This window comes from Blautia sp. HCP28S3_G10 (assembly GCF_052065235.1).
In the GTDB taxonomy this organism is placed as follows: domain Bacteria; phylum Bacillota; class Clostridia; order Lachnospirales; family Lachnospiraceae; genus Blautia_A.
Genome location: NZ_JBQHUL010000017.1, coordinates 1 through 21419 on the forward strand (window position 1 = coordinate 1; position 21419 = coordinate 21419).

Annotated in this window: 24 protein-coding genes and 1 pseudogene; 5 read left to right on the top strand and 20 right to left on the bottom strand. The window is 40.7% G+C overall.

Annotated features, from left to right (window positions below; all coding sequences use genetic code 11):
* The first annotated feature begins 118 nt into the window (after positions 1-118).
* The gene (gene abc-f, locus ACTNB8_RS08415; RefSeq protein ID WP_441053833.1) at positions 119-2032 is read left to right on the top strand and encodes a ribosomal protection-like ABC-F family protein; all 1914 of its coding nucleotides are present in this window, start codon (positions 119-121) and stop codon (positions 2030-2032) included.
* A 36-nt stretch (positions 2033-2068) separates the two neighbouring features.
* Here the strand turns inward: abc-f and ACTNB8_RS08420 are convergent, their stop codons facing one another.
* Positions 2069-3277: an NADP-dependent isocitrate dehydrogenase gene (locus tag ACTNB8_RS08420; protein WP_441053834.1), complete on the bottom strand. Its 1209-nt coding sequence runs from the start codon at positions 3275-3277 to the stop codon at positions 2069-2071.
* A 115-nt stretch (positions 3278-3392) separates the two neighbouring features.
* Entirely contained in the window at positions 3393-4229 is an 837-nt protein-coding gene (locus tag ACTNB8_RS08425) for a S8 family peptidase (protein ID WP_441053835.1), read from the bottom strand.
* Between the two features lie 121 nt (positions 4230-4350).
* Here ACTNB8_RS08425 and ACTNB8_RS08430 point away from each other — a divergent pair, with 121 nt between their 5' ends.
* Positions 4351-4509, top strand: coding sequence for a hypothetical protein (locus ACTNB8_RS08430; protein WP_441053836.1), 159 nt, complete (start codon positions 4351-4353; stop codon positions 4507-4509).
* A 62-nt stretch (positions 4510-4571) separates the two neighbouring features.
* On the opposite strand, the gene glmS is transcribed toward ACTNB8_RS08430, so the two are convergent.
* The 8 genes from glmS to ACTNB8_RS08470 all read right to left on the bottom strand — a co-directional run bounded on the left by glmS (position 4572) and on the right by ACTNB8_RS08470 (position 12428).
* Positions 4572-6410: a glutamine--fructose-6-phosphate transaminase (isomerizing) gene (glmS, locus tag ACTNB8_RS08435; protein ID WP_441053837.1), complete on the bottom strand. Its 1839-nt coding sequence runs from the start codon at positions 6408-6410 to the stop codon at positions 4572-4574.
* Positions 6411-6606: 196 nt separating this feature from the next.
* Entirely contained in the window at positions 6607-7503 is an 897-nt protein-coding gene (gene rfbA / locus ACTNB8_RS08440; RefSeq protein ID WP_441053838.1) for a glucose-1-phosphate thymidylyltransferase RfbA, read from the bottom strand.
* 45 nt (positions 7504-7548) lie between these two features.
* Positions 7549-8157, bottom strand: coding sequence for a dTDP-4-dehydrorhamnose 3,5-epimerase (rfbC, locus tag ACTNB8_RS08445; RefSeq protein WP_441053839.1), 609 nt, complete (start codon positions 8155-8157; stop codon positions 7549-7551).
* A gap of 18 nt (positions 8158-8175) precedes the next feature.
* A complete protein-coding gene (gene rfbD, locus ACTNB8_RS08450; RefSeq protein ID WP_441053840.1) occupies positions 8176-9123 on the bottom strand; it encodes a dTDP-4-dehydrorhamnose reductase in 948 nt (315 codons plus the stop codon).
* A gap of 2 nt (positions 9124-9125) precedes the next feature.
* Positions 9126-10145, bottom strand: coding sequence for a dTDP-glucose 4,6-dehydratase (rfbB, locus tag ACTNB8_RS08455; RefSeq protein ID WP_296157734.1), 1020 nt, complete (start codon positions 10143-10145; stop codon positions 9126-9128).
* Between the two features lie 119 nt (positions 10146-10264).
* Positions 10265-11446, bottom strand: coding sequence for a MerR family transcriptional regulator (locus tag ACTNB8_RS08460; protein ID WP_441053841.1), 1182 nt, complete (start codon positions 11444-11446; stop codon positions 10265-10267).
* Positions 11447-11470: 24 nt separating this feature from the next.
* Positions 11471-11878, bottom strand: a complete 408-nt coding sequence (locus ACTNB8_RS08465; protein WP_441053842.1) for a helix-turn-helix domain-containing protein — start codon at positions 11876-11878, stop codon at positions 11471-11473.
* A 181-nt stretch (positions 11879-12059) separates the two neighbouring features.
* The gene (locus tag ACTNB8_RS08470) at positions 12060-12428 is read right to left on the bottom strand and encodes a hypothetical protein (RefSeq protein ID WP_441053843.1); all 369 of its coding nucleotides are present in this window, start codon (positions 12426-12428) and stop codon (positions 12060-12062) included.
* Between the two features lie 214 nt (positions 12429-12642).
* Here ACTNB8_RS08470 and ACTNB8_RS08475 point away from each other — a divergent pair, with 214 nt between their 5' ends.
* From ACTNB8_RS08475 to ACTNB8_RS08485, 3 genes are all read left to right on the top strand, one after another.
* The gene (locus tag ACTNB8_RS08475) at positions 12643-12807 is read left to right on the top strand and encodes a helix-turn-helix domain-containing protein (protein ID WP_441053914.1); all 165 of its coding nucleotides are present in this window, start codon (positions 12643-12645) and stop codon (positions 12805-12807) included.
* Between the two features lie 191 nt (positions 12808-12998).
* Positions 12999-14393, top strand: a complete 1395-nt coding sequence (locus ACTNB8_RS08480) for an alanine/glycine:cation symporter family protein (protein WP_441053844.1) — start codon at positions 12999-13001, stop codon at positions 14391-14393.
* Positions 14394-14537: 144 nt separating this feature from the next.
* A complete protein-coding gene (locus ACTNB8_RS08485; protein WP_441053845.1) occupies positions 14538-15062 on the top strand; it encodes a GNAT family N-acetyltransferase in 525 nt (174 codons plus the stop codon).
* On the opposite strand, the gene ACTNB8_RS08490 is transcribed toward ACTNB8_RS08485, so the two are convergent.
* From ACTNB8_RS08490 to ACTNB8_RS08535, 10 genes and pseudogenes are all read right to left on the bottom strand, one after another.
* Entirely contained in the window at positions 15054-15185 is a 132-nt protein-coding gene (locus ACTNB8_RS08490) for a GNAT family N-acetyltransferase (RefSeq protein WP_441053846.1), read from the bottom strand. The two genes, ACTNB8_RS08485 and ACTNB8_RS08490, sit on opposite strands and share 9 nt — an antisense overlap.
* A 115-nt stretch (positions 15186-15300) precedes the next feature.
* On the bottom strand, positions 15301-15684 hold the full coding sequence (gene gloA2 / locus ACTNB8_RS08495; protein WP_441053847.1) for an SMU1112c/YaeR family gloxylase I-like metalloprotein: 384 nt from the start codon (positions 15682-15684) through the stop codon (positions 15301-15303).
* Positions 15685-15813: 129 nt separating this feature from the next.
* Positions 15814-16293: a VanZ family protein gene (locus ACTNB8_RS08500; protein ID WP_441053848.1), complete on the bottom strand. Its 480-nt coding sequence runs from the start codon at positions 16291-16293 to the stop codon at positions 15814-15816.
* Positions 16294-16682: 389 nt separating this feature from the next.
* Complete coding sequence (locus ACTNB8_RS08505; RefSeq protein ID WP_441053849.1) at positions 16683-17069, bottom strand: nucleotidyltransferase domain-containing protein; 387 nt, start codon at positions 17067-17069, stop codon at positions 16683-16685.
* Positions 17056-17337, bottom strand: coding sequence for a DUF4160 domain-containing protein (locus tag ACTNB8_RS08510; protein ID WP_441053850.1), 282 nt, complete (start codon positions 17335-17337; stop codon positions 17056-17058). Before ACTNB8_RS08510 ends, ACTNB8_RS08505 begins: the two co-directional genes overlap by 14 nt.
* 2 nt (positions 17338-17339) lie before the next feature.
* Positions 17340-17561: a DUF7723 family protein gene (locus ACTNB8_RS08515; RefSeq protein ID WP_005427329.1), complete on the bottom strand. Its 222-nt coding sequence runs from the start codon at positions 17559-17561 to the stop codon at positions 17340-17342.
* Positions 17551-17835 (bottom strand): DUF7724 family protein, encoded by a 285-nt coding sequence (locus tag ACTNB8_RS08520; protein ID WP_441053851.1) that lies wholly within the window; start codon positions 17833-17835, stop codon positions 17551-17553. The genes ACTNB8_RS08515 and ACTNB8_RS08520 overlap by 11 nt, the downstream gene beginning before the upstream one ends.
* A gap of 381 nt (positions 17836-18216) precedes the next feature.
* Positions 18217-18384 (bottom strand): annotated as a pseudogene (locus ACTNB8_RS08525) (VOC family protein); the annotation flags it as partial.
* 73 nt (positions 18385-18457) lie between these two features.
* The gene (locus tag ACTNB8_RS08530) at positions 18458-19336 is read right to left on the bottom strand and encodes a DUF4365 domain-containing protein (protein ID WP_441053852.1); all 879 of its coding nucleotides are present in this window, start codon (positions 19334-19336) and stop codon (positions 18458-18460) included.
* A 308-nt stretch (positions 19337-19644) separates the two neighbouring features.
* A complete protein-coding gene (locus ACTNB8_RS08535; protein ID WP_441053853.1) occupies positions 19645-21336 on the bottom strand; it encodes an AAA family ATPase in 1692 nt (563 codons plus the stop codon).
* Positions 21337-21419 lie beyond the last annotated feature (83 nt).

The following is a 21419-nucleotide window of genomic DNA, read 5'->3' on the forward strand; positions in this document are numbered from 1 at the left end:
TTTAATAATACAAATGTATAACACCGTAATCAACCACAGATAGTAGGTTGATAGAAAGGAAAAGGTATATTTGTAAATGACCGTTAGATGAGTCAATTACAATATACCAGGAAAAAAAATGATTTTATCATGCCAGGGCATCAGTAAATCATTCGGCGAAAAAGTGATTCTCGATGATGCCTCATTTCATATAGAAGAACGTGAAAAGGCTGCTCTGATCGGAAATAACGGTGCCGGAAAAACAACTCTTCTCCGTATTATTATGAATGAGATTCCGGCCGATTCCGGACAGACTGTCCTTATGAAAGACAAAAAGATCGGTTATCTGGCCCAGTACCAGGACATCAAAGGTCATCTGACAATTTACCAGGAACTGCTTTCTACCAAGCAGTATATCATTGACATGGAGAACCGTCTGCGCAGCATGGAACTGGAAATGAACCAGACTTCCGGCGAGCAGCTTGAACGTCTGATGAACACCTATACCAGACTGACCCATGAATTTGAACTCGAAAACGGCTATGCATACAAAAGCGAACTGAACGGTGTGCTTAATGGTCTTGGTTTTTCGGAAGAAGATTCCGGAAAATATGTCGAAACACTTTCCGGTGGTCAGAAAACCCGTGTTGCACTTGGCAAACTGCTTCTTTCCAAGCCGGACATTCTCCTTCTGGATGAGCCCACCAACCATCTGGATATGGAAAGTATCGCATGGCTTGAAAACTATCTTCTGAATTACCCGGGAGCTGTTTTTATTGTTTCCCATGACCGATATTTTCTTGACAAGGTAGTCACAAAAGTTGTCGAGATTGACGCCGCAAAAGTCCGCATGTACAGTGGCAACTATTCTGCTTATGCAGAAAAAAAGGCGCAGCTTCGTGACGCCCAGTACAAGGCATGGCTGAACCAGCAGCGTGACATCAAACATCAGGAAGCAGTCATCACAAAGCTGAAATCCTTCAACCGTGAAAAATCCATCCGCCGTGCAGAAAGCCGCGAAAAAATGCTGAACAAAATTCAGCGCGTCGAAAAACCGCAGGAAGTTATGAGCCAGATGCGCCTGACTCTGGAGCCCCGTATTGTCAGCGGTAACGATGTTCTTACTGTAGAAGAACTTTCCAAGAGTTTCCCAGGTCAGCTCCTCTTCTCTGATATTTCATTTCAGATCAAACGTGGAGAACGTGTGGCTCTCATCGGAAACAACGGTACAGGCAAGACTACTATGCTGAAGATCCTTAATGATCTCATACCTGCAGACAGCGGCACTTTTTCTCTCGGAGCCAAAGTCCAGATTGGATATTACGACCAGGAACATCATGTTCTTCATCAGGAAAAGACAATTTTTCAGGAAATTTCCGACACCTATCCGACGCTTACAGAAACAGAGATCCGCAATATGCTGGCAGCATTCCTCTTTACAGGGGATGATGTTTTTAAAGAAATTTCCGCTCTTTCCGGCGGCGAAAGAGGCCGGGTTTCTCTTGCAAAACTGATGCTCTCTGAAGCCAACTTCCTGATCCTCGATGAGCCTACCAACCATCTGGATATCGCTTCAAAAGAAATTCTTGAAGAAGCACTGAACAGCTATACCGGTACAGTGCTCTACGTATCACACGACCGATACTTCATTAACCAGACAGCAACCCGCATCCTGGAGCTTACCAACCAGGCGGTTGTAAATTATATCGGCGATTATGATTACTATCTGGACAAAAAAGAAGAGCTCACCGAAAAATACGCTCCCATGCAGGAATCCATACAGGAGGAAAACAATGACACTTCTTCCGAAGGAAAGCTTACCTGGCAGCAACAGAAAGAAGAACAGGCACGTAAACGAAAACAGGAAAATGAACTGAAAAAAATCGAAAAAAGAATTGATGAACTTGAAACAAGAGACAAAGAAATCGACGAAACCCTTGTTCTCCCGGATGTCTGCACAAATGTCGGAAAGTGTGCAGAACTCAGCCGTGAAAAAGATAAAATCCAGGAAGAACTTGAAGAATTATATGAAAAATGGGAAACCCTTGCATAATGCAGGGATTTCCCTTTTTTATTCTTTCTGTACAGATCAGAGCATTTTTTCCAGAGTTGCTTTTATCGCAAGAATAAAGTTTCTGCTGTTCAGGACTTTTGGATTCTTGAGACTGGTTATAAGTGCCAGGTCCTTTGTCATCTTTCCATTCTCAATAGTTGAAAGAGTTGCAGTTTCAAGTTTATCTGCAAAAGAAGCCAGTTCCTGATTGCCATCCAGTTCTCCACGTTTGCGGAGTGCTCCTGTCCATGCAAAAATTGTTGCAACAGAGTTTGTAGAAGTTTCCCTGCCTTCCATATGACGATAATAATGTCTCTGAACTGTGCCGTGAGCAGCCTCATATTCATAATAACCATGAGGAGAAACAAGCACAGAAGTCATCATTGCAAGAGAACCAAATGCGGAAGAAACCATATCACTCATAACATCTCCGTCATAATTTTTGCATGCCCAGATAAATCCGCCTTCTGCTTTCATCACACGGGCAACAATATCATCGATCAGGCTGTAGAAATATGTGATTCCCGCTTCCTGGAATTTTTCTTTAAATTCATTTTCAAATATTGTCTGAAAAACCTCTTTAAATTTCGCATCATAAGTTTTGGAAATTGTATCTTTTGCCCCAAACCATACATCCTGTTTTGTATCCAGTGCATAATTGAAACAGCTTCTTGCAAAACTCTCAATGGAAGCTTCCATGTTATGCATACCCATGGCAACACCAGGAGATTTAAAGTCCTGTACAAGGGCACGCTTCTCTTCTCCGTCTTCAGATGTATAGACCAGTTCTACCTTACCCGGCTTATCAATATAAAATTCTGTATTTTTGTAAATATCTCCATAAGCATGACGTGCAAGAGTGATTGGTTTTTTCCAGTTTTTTACACAGGGTTCAATCCCTTTCACAACAATAGGAGCACGGAATACGGTTCCATCCAGAATTGCACGGATCGTTCCATTCGGACTTTTGTACATTTTTTTGAGCTTATACTCTTCCATACGTGCATGATTCGGAGTAATAGTCGCACATTTTACCGCAACACCATATTTCTTCGTTGCCTCCGCTGCATCTATCGTTACCTGATCATCTGTTTCATTTCGATGTGTCAGTCCCAGATCATAGTACTCTGTGTTCAGATCAATGTAAGGCATCAGAAGTTCTTCTTTGATCATTTTCCAGAGAATTCTGGTCATTTCGTCCCCATCCATCTCAACAAGGGGTGTATTCATCTGAATTTTTTTCATGATAATCTCCTCTCAGGCATATATTAATATCCATAGTGACCATTTTAACCAATATTTCCTTTGCCGTCAATACTTTCGTCCTTTACTATATTAAATTTTCATTAATTTTCAAAAGTTACAACGAAAGAAACTTTTTACAGTCAAATTTTCCCCAGCCCTGAAGGTTTCTTGGCAGTCCCATATCTACAGAACTGTCACGCAGCATCATCTTGATATCCACGTTTGTAAGAAGCGGATCTTTCTGGAGCGCTAATGCCACAGCTCCTGACACCAGAGGTGTGGACATGGAAGTGCCGCTTTTCACGCCATACGGATTTCCTTTTCCGGGTGCACAGGCAGTAATCCTCTTTCCCGGAGCAACAAGATCAGGTTTACAGACGCATTCAAATGTAGGGCCTCTTCCTGATACTGCACGCTCACCTGTCAGCATATCGCTTGAACCAACTGTGATGATTTTTTTGCTGCAGCCCGGTGCAGTGACACTTCCGGGATCCGGTCCCTGGTTTCCGGCAGCAGCTACAACAACAAGTCCTTCATCCCACAGCTTCTCCACACCGCGCACAAGATCATCATGATCATTTCTTGTACGATAAGTTGTTCCTACAGAAATATTTACAACCCGGATCCTGTACTGTTCTCTGTTCATTATGATCCAGCTGAATGCCCTGAGCACATCAACTCTGCTCCCATTTCCGAAGCGATCCAGTACTTTCAGAGCTACCAGCCCACACTCAGGTGCCATTCCTCTGTACCTTCCATCCGAAGCCGCTCCACTGCCTCCCAGTATTCCTGCCACACAGGTGCCATGTCCGTTATCATCATATATCTGTTTTTTATTTGAAACAAAATCGCAGAATCCCCAGATACGATCACCGAAGTCAATATGCGGATAAATTCCGGTATCCAGCATTGCCACGCCTATGCCTTTTCCGGTATAAAAGTGTCTCTCCATGAATATACTCCAAAAAGAAGTTTTATTTTATTGTATTGTATAATTCTCACAAAAGTGCCAATACTTAAAGATATCGTTACTGCTCACAGCAACAGGATATCCATAAAAAGGAGGCTCAGTCATGATCATATTTTTACTGCTTTTCTTCTGTCTGCAGTCCTTTGTACTGTTCTGCTGTCTGGCCGCCGGAAACGATCCTGGTTCCCAGAAAATATCAGATCAGGAACAGATGGAGTACATCAGATCATGGATGAAACAACATAAACATCCTACCAGTTAGACAAAACGTCTGCAGGCTCATCACCGGCAGACGTTTTATATGTGGCAGTTTCTCTTTATGTTTTATTCTACTGTAACACTCTTTGCAAGGTTTCTCGGTTTGTCAACATCAAGACCCTTTGCAACGCTGACATAATATCCCAGAAGCTGTAACGGAATAACCGCAAGAGAAGTTGCGAAATGCGGATCTGTTTTCGGGATATATACTGTAAAATCAGCAGTATCTTCAATATTATAATTTCCAAATGTGGTCAGACCCATAAGATATGCTCCACGGCTCTTACATTCAACCAGGTTGCTGACTGTTTTTTCATAAAGTGCCGGCTGCGTAAGAACACCGATCACAAGAGTACCATCCTCAATAAGAGAGATCGTACCATGTTTCAACTCACCTGCCGCATAAGCCTCAGAATGAATATAGCTGATTTCTTTCATCTTCAGGCTGCCTTCCATACTGATGGCATAATCAATTCCTCTTCCGACAAAAAATACATCTCTGGAGTTTGCCTGTTTGGAAGCAAACCACTGCAGGCGTTCCTTGTCATCAATGATACGCTGGATCTTGTCCGGAAGAGTCTGGAGTTCTTCGATATAAGCTGTATACTGCTCATCATCGATCTGACCTTTTACTTTTGCAAACTGGATTGCAAGAACATAGGCTGCGATCAGCTGTGTGCTGTATGCCTTTGTGGTAGCAACTGCGATTTCCGGTCCTGCCAGAGTATAGAATACATTATCTGCTTCACGGGCAATAGAAGAACCAACCACGTTAACAACAGCAAGTGTACGAATTCCTTTTGATTTGCATTCCCTTAGTGCTGCAAGACTGTCTGCCGTCTCTCCTGACTGACTGATGATCACAGCAAGACCGTTCTTATCAAGAATCGGATTTCTGTATCTGAACTCAGATGCCAGTTCCACACGTACAGGAATACGTACAAAATCCTCCAGTACATACTGTGCAGCCACACCTACATGATAAGCAGAGCCGCAGGCAACAATATAAATCTGGCTCACATTCTGGATGTCTTCATCGGAAAGACCAACTTCGCCAAGATCAATGGCACCGTCTTTAATAACAGAATTCAAAGTATCTGTTACAGCTTTTGGCTGTTCATGGATCTCTTTCATCATGAAATGCTCAAATCCGGCTTTTTCTGCTGCTTCAGCATCCCATTCGATAGCCTTGCTTTCTTTCTGAATCTCTTCACCATCCAGATTATAGAAAGTAATCTCACCTTTGCGTACACGAGCCATTTCCAGGTTGCCGATATAATAAACATTTCTTGTGTATTTCAGGATTGCAGGAACATCAGATGCGATAAAAGATTCACCATCTGCCACACCAAGAACCATAGGACTGTCTTTTCTTGCCACATAGATCTCTTCCGGGTAATCCTTGAACATGATTGCCAGGGCATAGGAACCACGGATACGTACCAGTGCATGATTGATAGCATCTACCGGTGTTCCTTCGTATTTTTTGTAATAATAATCTACCAGTTTAACGGCAACTTCTGTATCTGTTTCAGAATAAAAAGTATATCCTTTGCGAAGCAGCTTATCTTTCAGTTCCTGATAGTTTTCGATAATACCATTATGAACTGCAACGACATTCCCGTCATCGCTGACATGCGGATGTGCATTATTCTCTGACGGCTCTCCGTGAGTTGCCCATCTGGTATGTCCGATACCGCAGGTACCAGGTACGGATTCTCCGTTATTTGTCTTCTCTGCAAGGATCTTCAGACGTCCCTTGGCCTTGATGACCTCTGTTTCTCCATTTCCGTCACGAACAGCAATCCCCGCTGAATCATATCCTCTGTATTCCAGTTTGGAAAGTCCATCCAGAAGGATCGGCGCTGCCTGATGAATACCGGTAAAACCTACTATTCCACACATAATCTGTTCTCCTCTTCTAAAATTAATATATACAATTTAAAGAAATAATTTGCACAAAAAAATCAAATTTTTGTCCATTCTAACACATTTGTCTTTAAGTTGCAAGTTTTGAACTCAGACAGACATAACTACACAATAAAAAAAGCTCCCCGTGATCTCTCACAGGAAGCTTCTCTCCATACTGATTTCTTTTTAATTAATACAGCTGTTCTCTGTACTTTCCATCCAGTACATCTTTCAGATACTGGCCATACTGGTTTTTCTTTACAACTTCATAAGTTTTCAGTACATCTTCTTTTGTGATCCAGCCATTCAGATAAGCGATTTCTTCCAGGCATGCAATCTTACGATGCTGATGTGTTTCTACAGTTTTCACAAAGTTAGTTGCATCTACAAGGCTCTCATGTGTACCTGTATCAAGCCATGTAAATCCCTGTCCCAGAAGTTCCACGTTCAGATTACCCTTTTCCAGATAAATGCGATTCAGGTCTGTGATCTCAAGTTCACCTCTGGCACTCGGTTTCAGGTTCTTTGCATATTCTACAACTTTGTTGTCATAGAAATAAAGACCTGTCACACAGTAATTGCTCTTCGGATGCTCCGGTTTCTCTTCGATGGAAATTGCTTTTCCGCTATGGTCAAATTCAACAATACCGAAACGCTCCGGATCGTCAACATAATAGCCGAAAACAGTAGCTCCTTTTCCGGATTCCGCATTCTGTACAGCAGCTTTCAGACGTTTGTTAAATCCATGTCCTGCAAAGATATTGTCTCCCAGAACCATGGCAACTGTATCATCACCGATAAAATCAGCTCCGATGATAAATGCCTGAGCCAGTCCGTCCGGGCTTGGCTGCACTGCATAGGTAAGTTCTACACCAAACTGATGTCCGTCTCCCAGAAGTTCCTGGAATCTCGGTGTGTCCTGCGGTGTTGAGATGATCAGGATATCGCGGATTCCTGCATTCATCAGAACTGACATCGGATAATAGATCATCGGTTTGTCATAAATTGGAAGTAACTGTTTGGAAGTTACCATTGTCAACGGATAAAGGCGTGTACCGGATCCTCCAGCAAGAATAATACCTTTCATATTTATACTCCTTCTGTACCGGCACCATACGGTTACCGGAAATTATCAAAATTTAAAAGTATCTTTGATTCCGAGCCATTTCTGGTCTTTGTCACTTAAGTTAAGAGCTGTTCCATCTTCCAGAGTATATCCTTCTGCGGAAGCAGTTCCCTTATATTCACCTTTCAGCTGCGGCCACTGGATTCCGATCTCAGGATCGTTCCATGCCATACCGCCTTCATCTCCCGGATGATAGAAATCTGTAACTTTGTAGCAGAATTCTGCAACATCAGAAAGAACAAGGAAACCATGTGCAAAACCTTCCGGGATATAGAACTGTTTTTTGTTTTCTTCTGTAAGTTCAATTCCAAAATATTTGCCATAAGTTTCAGAACTGCTTCTCAGGTCAACTGCAACATCATATACAGAACCTTTGATAACACGAACCAGTTTGCCCTGTGGAAATTCTTTCTGGAAATGAAGTCCGCGGAGAACACCTTTAGTTGAGCAGGACTGATTGTCCTGTACAAATACCATATTAAGACCTGCTTCTTCCATATCTTTCTGGTTGTAAGTCTCCATAAAATATCCACGGGAATCACCGTGAACTGCAGGTTCAATCACGCATAAACCTTCAATACCACCAACATTTTTCTGTACTTTAATCTGACCCATTGTCATTCATCTCCTAAATTATATTGTCTCAATAATCTCCTCAAGATATCTGTGCAGAGCATCCTGCCAGGTCGGCAGTGGCTGGAAACCGTTCTCAACAAGTTTACTTTTATCCAGTCTGCTGTTAAACGGTCTTGCTGCCTTTGAAACACCGTATTCTGCTGTTGTAACAGGTGTCACGGTAACTTTTTCTTCGGAATACTCTGTATGTCCCAGTTCTACAGCCTGACGGAAGATTTCTTTTGTAAAATCATACCAGCTGATATAACCGCCTTCATTTGTTGCATGATAATAACCATATTTTTCTGTTGCGATCATGTCAACAAGAAGTCTTGCAAGATCATAAGTGTAGGTAGGCGTACCAATCTGGTCGTTTACTACTTTCAGATGGTCATGCGTCTTTGCTACATTCAGCATTGTCTTAATAAAGTTCTTGCCGTTTCTTCCGAATACCCATGCAATACGTACGATAAAATATTTTTCAAGAGTATTGGAAACAGCAAGTTCACCCTGAAGTTTCGTTTCACCATATACATTCAGCGGAGCATAATCCTTGCAGTCCGGCTGCCACGGTTCAGTACCCTGTCCGTTAAACACATAATCTGTACTGATATAAACCATCTTGCAGTCCAGTTCTTTGCATGCATCTGCAATATTCTGTGTTCCTACTGCATTGACTTTGCGGACTGTTTCCTGTTTATCTTCATCCTCAGCTGCATCTACTGCTGTCCATGCAGCACAGTGAATGACCACGTCAGGTTTGATTTCTGTAAGAATCGCTTTTACAGATGCCGCATCTGTAATATCCATCTGTCTGTAATCAGCAGTGCAGACATAACTTTCATCCTGAATGCCACTGTAAACAGGCTGGATATCAGAGCCAACGCCCTCATATCCACGTCCGTTCAGTTCATTCATTACATCATGACCAAGCTGTCCGCCTACTCCTGTAACAAAAATTTTCATTCCTATCTGTCTCCATACATTTTTTCGTAATAGTTCTGATATTCACCACTGATGATAGTTTCCCACCATTCACGGTTGTCCAGATACCATTTAATTGTCTTCTTGATACCATCTTCAAATTTTGTTTCCGGCAGCCAGCCAAGTTCGTTGTGGATCTTGGTAGGATCGATAGCATAACGCATATCATGGCCCTTACGGTCTCCTACATGTGTGATCAGGCTTTCCGGTTTGCCGAGTTCTTTGCAGATCAGTTTAACGATCTCAATATTCTGTTTTTCGTTGTGTCCACCTACATTGTAAACTTCTCCGACACGACCTTTGTGAATGATCAGATCAATCGCTTTGCAGTGGTCTTCTACATACAGCCAGTCACGGACATTCAGTCCCTCGCCGTATACAGGAAGCGGTTTGTCATTCAGTGCATTTGCGATCATCAGTGGGATCAGTTTTTCAGGGAAATGATATGGTCCGTAGTTATTGGAGCAGCGGCTGATGGAAACCGGTAGTCCATATGTTCTGTGATATGCAAGGACAAGAAGGTCTGCGGAAGCCTTGGAAGCACTGTACGGGCTGCTTGTATGGATCGGAGTTTCTTCTGTGAAGAACAGATCCGGTCTGTCAAGCGGCAGATCTCCGTAAACTTCATCTGTAGATACCTGATGGTATCTCTTAATTCCGTATTTGCGGCATGCGTCCATAAGAACTGCTGTGCCTTTAATATTTGTGTCCAGGAAAACTTCCGGGTTTTCGATGGAACGGTCTACATGGCTTTCTGCTGCGAAGTTAACAACCATATCCGGATGTTCTTCTTCAAACAGTTTGTAAACAGCTTCTCTGTCTGTAATACTTTCCTTAACGAAACGGAAATTCGGATTGTCCATAACAGGAGCAAGTGTGGAAAGGTTTCCTGCATAAGTCAGGCAGTCCAGGCAGATGATGCGATAATCCGGATATTTCTTTAACATGTGAAATACAAAGTTACTTCCGATAAATCCGGCACCGCCGGTAACGATAATTTTCATTTTTTTAATCTCCTTATAATTATAAATTCATTATTAGCATTTTTTCAAGTCTGATACTATCATAAAAGGTGCCCTTAGGGCACCTTCAAGTACTATTTTTGTATTTTTTTGTATTTTTTTCAGATCATCGCCACAAATATCCCCGCATCCTTGGTTATATGGAAACCTTTTCGGGTCTTTTTTTCAACAAAAGCCTGAAAATCCTTATATCTGTTTACTATATAACGGTTCTGATTACCGTGACAGGAAAGCACATACGCCGCCAGTGCCTCACCATCTGTCACATTCAAAGAATCTTCATACTGTTTCCACTGAACCTGGCTGAAAAATTTCTCCAGAAGTTCCTGCCCGTTTTCTTTACCAAACTTCTCATAAAGCCTGTCTGCTGAAAGAAGGATCCTGTCATCAAACTCCTGAACAAGCTCACTGATCTCCTTCATATGGTTCATTCCATACGTACTGCAGATAAAGCGTCCGCCTGGTTTCAGGACACGAACAACTTCCCTGTAAACCTTTTGCAGATCCTCACAGTAAAACAGCACATGGTTGGCAATTACCAGATCTACAGAATGATCTGCCGCATTAATATGATGGGCATCCATTACCTCATAATGAAATCTTCTGTCTGCAGTGCCGATGGTTTTTTTTACATCACGCACCATTCCATCGGAAATATCTGAAAGAATGACTGAAACATCTTCGGGGATATCCTTTCTGTTTTCGATCCACAGCGAAGCATCTCCACATCCCAGTTCAAGAATCTGCTCCCCGCTCCTGATCCCGCACTGCTGAAAAATCCACGGAAACCAGCCCTGCCCGTTTGTGGAAAATTCATTATGAAGATTAATTCTCGCAGTAATATTAGAAGAATTCAGATACTGTTTCTTAAGCTTCTGTTCCATTTCATTAAGGTTTACCAGCTGTAACATCTGGCTCCAGTCCACAGTCTCTCCATTGTCGATCGCCTGCGAAGCATCAAGAAGTGCCTGTTTCATAAGCTCCATCTGTTCCATCCGCTCTTCAATAAACCCAAGCTGCATATGAAGAAACTCAGACATAAAATGATGATCCGAATTCCGGATAGTCATTTCCCTGATATCATCAAGCGAAAAGCCCAGATATTTCAGAAAAAGTATCTGATGCAGTCTTGCAAAATCCTCATCTGTATAAAACCTGGCACCGTTTTCGTTTACTAAAGACGGTTTCAGAATATTATGTTCATCGTAATATCGTATTGTTTTTTTGGTGATATGCGCCATTCGGGCAAATTCACCTGAAGAATAATAACCTGGTAATTTCATCACAGCTCCTGTACGATCATTATGTTATCTGTCTGCTTCCGGGGGTTCTTTTGCACTTCCGGCAGCAAGAAATTCCTCTGCCACACTCCGTATGATCTCACGCTGCCCCGGTGTAAGTCCCTGTATCAAAACAAACAGTTCTTTCAGTTCTTCTGAAATTTCGGCCGGTACCCCCCCCCGGTCAAAAAACTGCCCCGGCGTAACATGAAGGTATTCGCAGATATCAAAAAAAAGCTGCATGGAAGGGAACGCTTTTTTGTTTTCGATACGGTTAATATAACTTGAGTTCTGCTGAAGATCAAGGCTCATTTTGCGTGCGGAAACCTCCCTGTCAGCCCGAAGCTCAACCAGCCTTCCGACAAAGAAATCTTCCTCTGTCTGTCTGTTTTTTTCTGTGGAAATTGCTTTATTCATGTCACTGTTTCTGTCCATCGTGGCTCCGTTTCTGTTTAATATATTTCTGCTTTACAATTTCTTATATTTTATCCCATTTTTCATTTTCTGTAAATGTATGTTTCGGGATTTTGCCGCCCTGTTATCATTTGTATTTTTTCTCACAGATGCTATAATTCCGTAAAAAAATCTGCTGAAGATCTGATCTCCAGCAGGTTTTTCACTCAAATTTCAAATTAAATTCCAGCTTCACAACAGGTTTCCCCTTCCGTTCTCCATTTCCTATATGAATATAACCGGCTTTCTGAAACAGTTCCTGCATGACCGCTTTTTCTTCCAGAGATGTTTCTCCATTACAGAGAATCCAGATTCCATCTGTCTGCATTTTTATCATTGCTGATCTGTCACTGTCTGTTTCAATCTTAATATTACAGGCAGCGTTTTCAGCAAACTGCATCAACCTTTTTACCATATCCATAAATATCCGGTCTTTCTCCGGTTCCCATTTCTGCTGTTCAGTTTTTATTTCCTGCCGGATCTCATTCAGCATTTTTTCTTTTTCATCATAAAAAAATCTCTCTATCTTCATCTGTTACCCACCTCCCTCACATATTATCCGACTTTTTTCTGTTTTATATTTCGTTATAACTCCTTTTATTTCAAATTATAACGTATATGGTGAATATGTCCACCATATTTTTTATTTAATTCGACAATTATAATGAAAAAAAATGGCATTTTATTCCAAATTCAGAGAAAGGCAGGAAGATACCGTGATTGATTACAGTCCTTTATGGGATACTATGCAAAAGCGTAGGATTTCTCAATATGCTCTTATCAACCAGGGCATCGACAAGCACACGCTTGACCAGCTTAGAAAAAATCAAAATGTCACTGTTCTCACTATTGAAAAACTCTGTGACATTCTTGACTGCACACCTAATGATATATTTTCTTTCAAAAAGTAAAATCATCCCTATTACTGTTTCGCAGGACAGAAATACTTTTTCTTGACAATATACTATAAAAAATAGTATACTTTCCGTAACTTAATACATACACATAAAAAGAGCGATGTTGTTCACAACATGGCTCTTTTTGCATTTTTTGGAATTATTTCTAATGTGGATGTATAAAATTCAGAGGGAGGAAATGCTCTATGGAAAATTTAAATGAAATTATTACCAAAATTGATGACTTTGTATGGGGTCCGGTCATGCTGATCCTGCTTGTCGGTACAGGCATATTTCTTACATTCCGAACCAGATTTCTTACCTGGCGTAATCTTGGATATGCACTGAGAAGTACACTCAGCAAAGAAGCCCGCACCAAAAATCGCGGGGAAGGCGATGTGTCTCCCTTTTCGGCTCTCACTACTGCACTTGCTGCAACGATTGGTACCGGCAATATCGTCGGCGTTGCAACAGCCATGGTTTCCGGTGGCCCCGGTGCACTGGTATGGATGTGGATCTCCGCCGCCTTCGGTCTTACTTCAAAATTCAGTGAATGCATGCTTGCGATTAAATACCGCGAAGTCAACGCCAAAGGAGAAATGAGCGGCGGTCCCATGTATACCATGAAAAAAGGACTGAAAAACAAAACTCTTGGCGTTGTCCTTGCCTGGCTTTTTGCACTGTTTGCAGTTATAGCTTCCTTTGGTATCGGAAATATGACACAGGGAAATTCTATTGCCGGTGCCCTGCATGCCACATTCCAGGTTCCGACACAGATCACGGGAGCAGTTATCACTGTTCTCACACTGCTCATCATTGTAGGCGGAATCAAATCAATATCCAAAGTTTCCTCTGTTGTCGTACCTGTTATGGCAATTTTCTACGTTATCTGTGGACTTATCGTAATCTTTGGAAACATTTCCAATCTGCCATCCGGACTTGCAATGATCTTCAAAATGGCCTTTTCCGTAAAAGCTGTCGGCGGCGGACTTTGCGGTTCTATTGTCGCAACTATGATGAATGCCATGAGATACGGTGTTGCCAGAGGTGTTTTTTCCAATGAAGCCGGTATGGGTTCTGCTGCTATCACTGCTGCAGCTGCAACCACAGATAATCCGGTTCGCCAGGGATACATAAATATGACCGGTACTTTCTGGGATACTATCGTTGTCTGTACGATCACAGGGCTTGCAATCGCCTCTTCCGGAGTACTCGGAACAACTGATGCTTCCGGACAGCTTCTCACCGGATCAGATGTTACGATTGCCGCATTTAAAACAGTTCTGGGAACTTCCGGCGGATGGCTTGTTACAATAGGAATCACGCTGTTTGCATTTTCTACCATCCTTGGCTGGGAATACCACGGTGAAAAAGCTTTTGAATACCTTCTCGGCTCACATAAATATAATATGATCTACAGAATCGTATTTTCACTGGTTGTTTATATCGGTTGTACCCAGACACTCAGTCTCGTATGGAACTTCTCCGATATTGCAAACGCACTTATGGCAATCCCGAACCTTATCTGCATGCTGCTCCTCAGCGGCGAAATCGCAGACGATATCAAAGCATTTCAATCAGAAATCAAAGGGCGCAGTTAAACCGCTCCTTTTTCAATCATTTCTAATTGAAAGTATGGCCTTTTTCTGATATATTTTTGTAAGAAAGAGGATGGGAATTTCTCAGTGTCAAATCAGGTTTTGCGTGAGCAACAAAAGCAAATTAGAGAAAGAAGGACAGATTGAATGGAAATACGTAGTGCGACAAAAAATGATATAGATTATATCGAGAAAATATATGAAGCCATACATGACGAGGAAGAAAAAGGATTGACTACCATCGGTTGGATACGAAATACATATCCGACAAGAAAAACTGCGGAAGATGGTTTGGTGCGTGGGGATTTATTCGTTATGGAGGACGAAGATAAAATTGTAGCGGTAGCTGTCATTAATCAGATTCAAGTGGAGGAATATAGGTATGCCGCATGGAAACATAGTGTGAAAGATACGGAAGTTATGGTATTACATGCACTAGCTGTTGACCCTTGCCAGAAAAGTAATGGGTATGGGAAAGCATTTGTAGCATTTTATGAAAATTATGCGAAACAACATCATTGTATCACATTGCGCATGGATACAAACGCGCGAAACAAAAGAGCAAGAAATTTATATCAAAAGTTAGGATACGAGGAAATTGATATTGTAGATTGCACATTTAATGGGATTCCCAATGTGCAACTAGTATGTCTTGAAAAATACTTAGGGTAAGTATAAAAAAGACAAGTAGGAGACGGCTTTTCTTTCCTGTTCAATTACATTCTCGACTAATCTCCGCGCCAGTCCTTTTCCACGATGATCCGGGTGAACTGCCAAAACATGAAGAACTATCACTTCAGCGGAAATGACGGATCATCCTGTTTGCTGATCAATCAAGGCCCAGTACAGGGATCTTATTTTGTAAAAATCTTCTTTTTCTGCCTTACGAAATATCATTTTTTCTCCCTCTTTACTCATGTAGCTCCAGTGGCAATCCATCCGGGTCATGGAAGAAAGTCATCTTCTTGCCGGTATAATCATCAACCCGAATCGGCTCACATTCAATGCCTACCTCCGCCAGTTCATTCACTGTCTGCTCTACGCTGTCTACACAGAATGCTAGATGACGCAGGCCACAAGCCTCTGGGCGGTTCACACGCTTCGGCGGGTTTTCCTCAGCAAAAATCTCCAGCTCAGTATATTCATTGACACGCAGATCCAGTTTCCAGTCCTTGCGTTTCGGGCGATAGTTCTCCCTGATGACAGTATAGCCCAGCTTGTTCACATAGAACTCCTTGGCTGCTTCGTAGTCAGATACGATGATTGCAATATGATGTATTTTTGATAAATTCATTTTTTCTCATACTCCATTTCTTTTATTTTTTATCTGCTGTATTGCTCCCAGATAAGCAGAGGTGCTTTCTCCAAGCCCCTCCACTACTTTTGCAGGGATAACCTCCAGTTGTTTACTTGTAGAGAGCTTCTAATAATTTAAGTGCCTGACACCTTTTACCTCCCAAAACCGTCCCATCAGACACCAAATCAGCCATCCAGCCAGCGCTCCTGCTGTGTTTGTCACAACATCATCAACCTGCAAAAATCCCCTTTGCGTGATAAACTGTACCGCTTCTATCAGGCAGGAGCAGCCAAAGCCTGTTGCGACACAATATTTCATCTTTCTCATATGTCGGAAAAGAACAGGCAGCAAAATCCCGAACGGAATAAACATAATGATATTTTCCAGAAAATAAGCATGCATCTGAAATGTATTTCCCCATGTTTCTAATAACTTCAGACTCACCTGTTTTCTGCTGCCCGGCTCTCTCGAAAAAAATGCTGTCTCGATTACAACAATAACGTAGCTGATAAATAACAGCCATACCAGCATAATTTTTTTGCTGCAAACAAATCTGTCTAATACTTTCATGTGGCTGAATCTGTAAACCAGCCAGATAATTCCCATAATCAGTGCACCAGCAAAAAAAGACGGGATCATACTTTCTACTGGTGTTGTAAAATCAGCTGTTAAAATTTCAATGTATCTTATATATATCACCTTCTGCTATTTTTCAATCGTTGCATTTTTGCATTTTTTAAATACATGCAGGATTCTACACAATATGTAAGCATAATTAATAGTTGCCTGACAATAATGTGGTCTTAATTGTGCCTGACACCTTTTACTGTAACGCTACCTTACTGACATTGGTGCCAGACACCAATAACCATACTTCCAATGTAGCAATAACACAATAGATTATAATTCAACATTTTTCGATAAATCAAAAGCATATCTTCATACAAAAAGGCCAGAACTTTTAACAGTTCTAACCTCTATCATTTTTTTTTGCATTAAGAGACATCAAATAATTTTATCCCTTCTCTTTTCACATTCGCATAAAACGGGTATACATCAACCCAGTTCTGGAAGTGCTGCTGGCTTTTTGCTATCGGTTTAATATCAAGGCCATGGTCCATGTTAAAATCAAAAGTTTCTCCTGACAGTTCATGGCGATATTGTTTAATATCCATGTCTGACAAGTCCAGGAGAATCATTATATCTATATCAGAATCTGCCTTATAATCTCCTCTTGCATAGGAACCATACAAAATTACTGTCTTTAAATGATTTCCGTATATCTTCTGTAATATTTCGATATACTGATCTAACAGCAATTTTATTGCTATCGGCACACGTATCCTGTTCTTTTCTTCGATATCTTTTTTATTTTTCACCATAAAACCCAGTATCAGCAATCTCAATCCATTTCAGATACATTTCTTTGTAATGTTCCTTAATGAATGCTCTGATTTTTCTTACTTCACGATCAGTCAAGTTTCCTTGTTTCTCCAAAGTTGTATCGCCATTATTTTTGACAAAGAATTTCGCTGATCCTGATTCTGTCAGTTTTCTGTCACTGGCATGAACATGCATGGCTTCAATCACACAGCTTGCAGTGTAATACAGATAATAGCCACACACTTTGAACTCGTAGTATTTCGGCATGGCTAGTCCTCCATAAACTGCTTATTATTCAAATAGTAATCCAAAACTATCTGATTTTCGATATCATCCATATTGGTTTCCACAATCTTATCATCGTATATAACTGCAGCATGGTTTGGTCTATTCAGATTAAGTATCCGAATATATTTTCCCTCCTGCGTATATGCATATCCATTAATAATCATGTCTGCTGCATCTGCTACGTCTTTAATATCAAGCTGCATAATCAATCTGAACCTCCTTTATCGGTGCAAGGAATTCATCTACATCATAATATAAGTTCTGAAGAATCGGAACCAGGTCAATATATTCCTCCATTTCATTCAGGTTCTTATACTTTGCCATTACAACCAGATATCCTTTATCCCATTCTTTTACTTCTGTATATCTTTCCAGTTTTGATGATGTCGCAAAACGGATAACCTGATCTTTAAAAATGAATATCGTATACTGGCTGTCGCTTTTTAATATGGCACAGTTATCTGCTGTCTTTTTCATCTGCTCCACACCTTTCGATACTTTTTCTTTATTATAACCGAACCGTCATATCTTTTCTACTGCTTTCTTAGCCAGTAAATTTGTGTTTTTCCCGGCATTTGTCACAACAATATCACAAAACCCACATTTCCTGTCTATCGCCCGTTCCCGCAAGCCCTGTAAATACAATACTTAGCAGAAATCATAGCAAAATTTTATGAAGTTTCCATGAAATATATTCGACAAATTATATCAGATTTCTACATACCTGTTTCTACAAAACCTTATCTATGTGTTTCTTATTTTCTCACACTGAGCCGCTATCTCAGCGTTGCCTGCTGCATGATTCGAAGCGTATGCTCTGCCTCATTGATATACGGGCCGCTCTTTTCTCTCCCATGATTATTTGTGCAGTTCCAGCGGCAGGTCGTCCGGGTCATGGAAGAAAGTCATCTTCTTGCCGGTATAATCGTCAACACGAATCGGCTTACATTCAATTCCGACCGCTGCCAGTTCTTTCACTGTCTGTTCCACGTTATCAACGCAGAACGCAAGGTGACGCAGGCCACAGTCTCCCTGTTCAAACACATAACATAACACCGGTAATTTACAGGATTCTCCATTCATTTTAATTGTATAATTCTTAAAACTCAATATTATACATACTTTCATTATTAAGAAAATCATCTAATATCAAGAATGATTTACCCACTGAATTAATCACTGGTCGAAATCTATACCAATCAACCTCATTAGCGGAATTACAATATGGATATATATTTGAATTAAATTGCCTACGATATTCTATGTAATCCCGATCACCATACATTTCATAATACTCAGTATCTAGCTCCAAATCAGCCCAAGGAAATACCTCCGGAAGAACTTCATCATATGGACGAATTCCAAATCCTATAATAGTCTTACTATACAACTCTGTTTCATTACCCTTATCATCAATCGTTTTTATAAAAAAATCTCCTTTTCCAGAACTTTTATTTATCCACTCACATACTTCAACAATAAGTTTTTCCTGCTGTGCTAATTTCATTAAACTTTTTGAAAAAGCCAGCGTACCCAGTCTTATCTGATATTCTGTTTGAGTTTTATTGATATTTTTCAAATCATTAGCTGCACTCTTTAAATAGTTTTTCATATCTATTTCTATTTTCCAGCCCTTTTCAGTTCTACAAACCTTATCAGATGCAAAAACTTCATATATACATAGTTCTGTTTCCGGATTATATAACACAATAATTACCGGTAAAGAATAATGTGTCCAATATTCATAATGTCTCATCTTTCCTCGAAAAATCACTTTATTTTCTTTTACTTCTTTGAAAAAAGATTCTCCTGATTTTATTTGCACACCTATCAGTTTTCCAGTAAGCCCATTATTACTACGCTCTTCTACTATTGCATCAATTCCATAATCTTCTACTGACTGTTCGCGAAATGCATAACCAATTTTCTCAAAAATTGAACTCACTCCAGAAACTCCTACTCTTGCAACATCTATCATTTATGTATCCTCAACTTTATCTCGTATATCTATATATTTTTCTCTAATTTTACCATGTAATATTTCTGCCAACAACACTTCCTTATCCTCTGGTTGTAAATAATTGTGTGTTTTCAAAGTTAATTCGTTAAAGTATGCATTTAATATATTAACCGCCCTCAGGACGGTTAACAAACATTCTATTCATCTGTTATACTCTGAATTTAATAATGCCTGACAACTTTTTTATTGTATTTTATTTGGCCTTAATTGTGCCTGACACCCGGTAAAAATTTCAATGTATGAAATATATCTCACCCTTTGCTATTTTATCCCGCCACAACCTGGCAGTCTTTTTTGTAGCAGGCAATGCCATATTTGATGATGTTTCGCATGCCGTCTTCCTTCAGCAGAGCAGCATACTGTTTCTCCTCGATCTGAGCCAGTGCCTTCTGGCAGGCAGCGTCCATATTTCCATCTTCGGCATATTTCAGTTCAATAATGATTCCGGTACGGTTCCTGGGGGCTTCGATCAGAATGTCACTGTAACCGATACCGGATTCTATATTGGACTTAATGATCCAGTCTCGCATATATCCAAAGAGCCCCAGAAGAATTCCATGATAAAAATTCTCTTTATAAGCCGTGGCTGTATCCCGGATACTGATGGTGTTCCAGAGATAATCACCGAACAAGTCCTGAATGGTTGTAGTATCTTTCTGTAAAAAAGCCTCACAGAAATTATCCAGACTCTTTCTGTCTTTCCCTACGGATTCCTTAAACCACTCCCGGATCTGGCTGACAAACAGTTCTCTCAACTCTCTGTTCGGGATAGCAAGACGATATTTTTTCCCATCTATCCTTCCCCGCTGGGTCAGATAACCGGTAGTAAATAATACACTCCACAGATTTTCAATAGTCGTGTCCAATTCATTATAAGTCAGTTCCTGACGGATTTCTTTTGTAATGGTTTCCCCTACGATCAACTGCTCGATCTCGCTGCGGGTCTGGGCATCTGCCATATCAATAAAACGACGGACAATGGCATTCCCGCTGCTGTTAGACCAGTAATCCTCCGGCCAGGCATCCGGATCTGCGCAGAGTTTTTTGCAATAATTAATCACGTCCCAGGGACAATAAATCTCTCTGCTGCCAAACTGATAACCATCATACCACTCTTTTACAGAATCAAAATGGTCTGAAAGGTCATAATAGGACAGCATTTCTTTTACTTCACTGTCTGTAAATCCAAAATATTCATCAAATTCTTTATCTAATATAGACATTACGCAAAAGTTATTCAACCCGGTAAAAATACTTTCCTTTGCAATCCTCAGGCAGCCGGTCAATACAGCGAAATATAAGTCCGGATTGGTCTTTAATGCATTTCCAAAAAGATTTCGGATCAGGGATACCATTTCATCATAGTAACCATACTGGAAGGCCTTATCCAGAGGCACGTCATATTCATCAATGAGAAGAATCACCTGCTTGCCGTAATGACGGGACAGAAGAATCGACAACCTCAACAGAGATTTTTCAAGGACAGTATCCGGCATATCGTACTCTCCATTTTCACTAATGGAAATCAATGTCTCATAAGATTTCCTGTCACTCTCTTCCAGCCTGTCACTTTTTAATAGAAAATAGAACCTCCGGGCTTCTGTAGCAATCGTATCTTTCAGTGATTTTTTTGCAGCCTCAAAAGAAAGCCCTTCTACATTTTTCAAAGTAATAGAAATCACAGGGAACTGGCCCATATATTTTTTGCAAAGTTCGCTGTCCTGCGATACTTTTAACCCATCAAATAAAGACGGATCACATCCCACTTCAAAAAATGTCTGCAACATCCGCATATTCAGGGACTTACCGAACCGTCGAGGACGGGTAAAAAGATTCACCTTAGCCTGATTATTCACAAGATCTATAATCAATCCCGTTTTATCTACATAGTAAAAATCCTGTCGGATCAGATCATTGAAAAATTCCACTCCTACAGGCAGTTTCTTTTTTAATGCCATTGCTGTCACCTCCTGTGATTCCATATAAAAAAGGCTTCACGATATCTCTGTTTTCTATGTAACAATGATATCATGAAACCTGT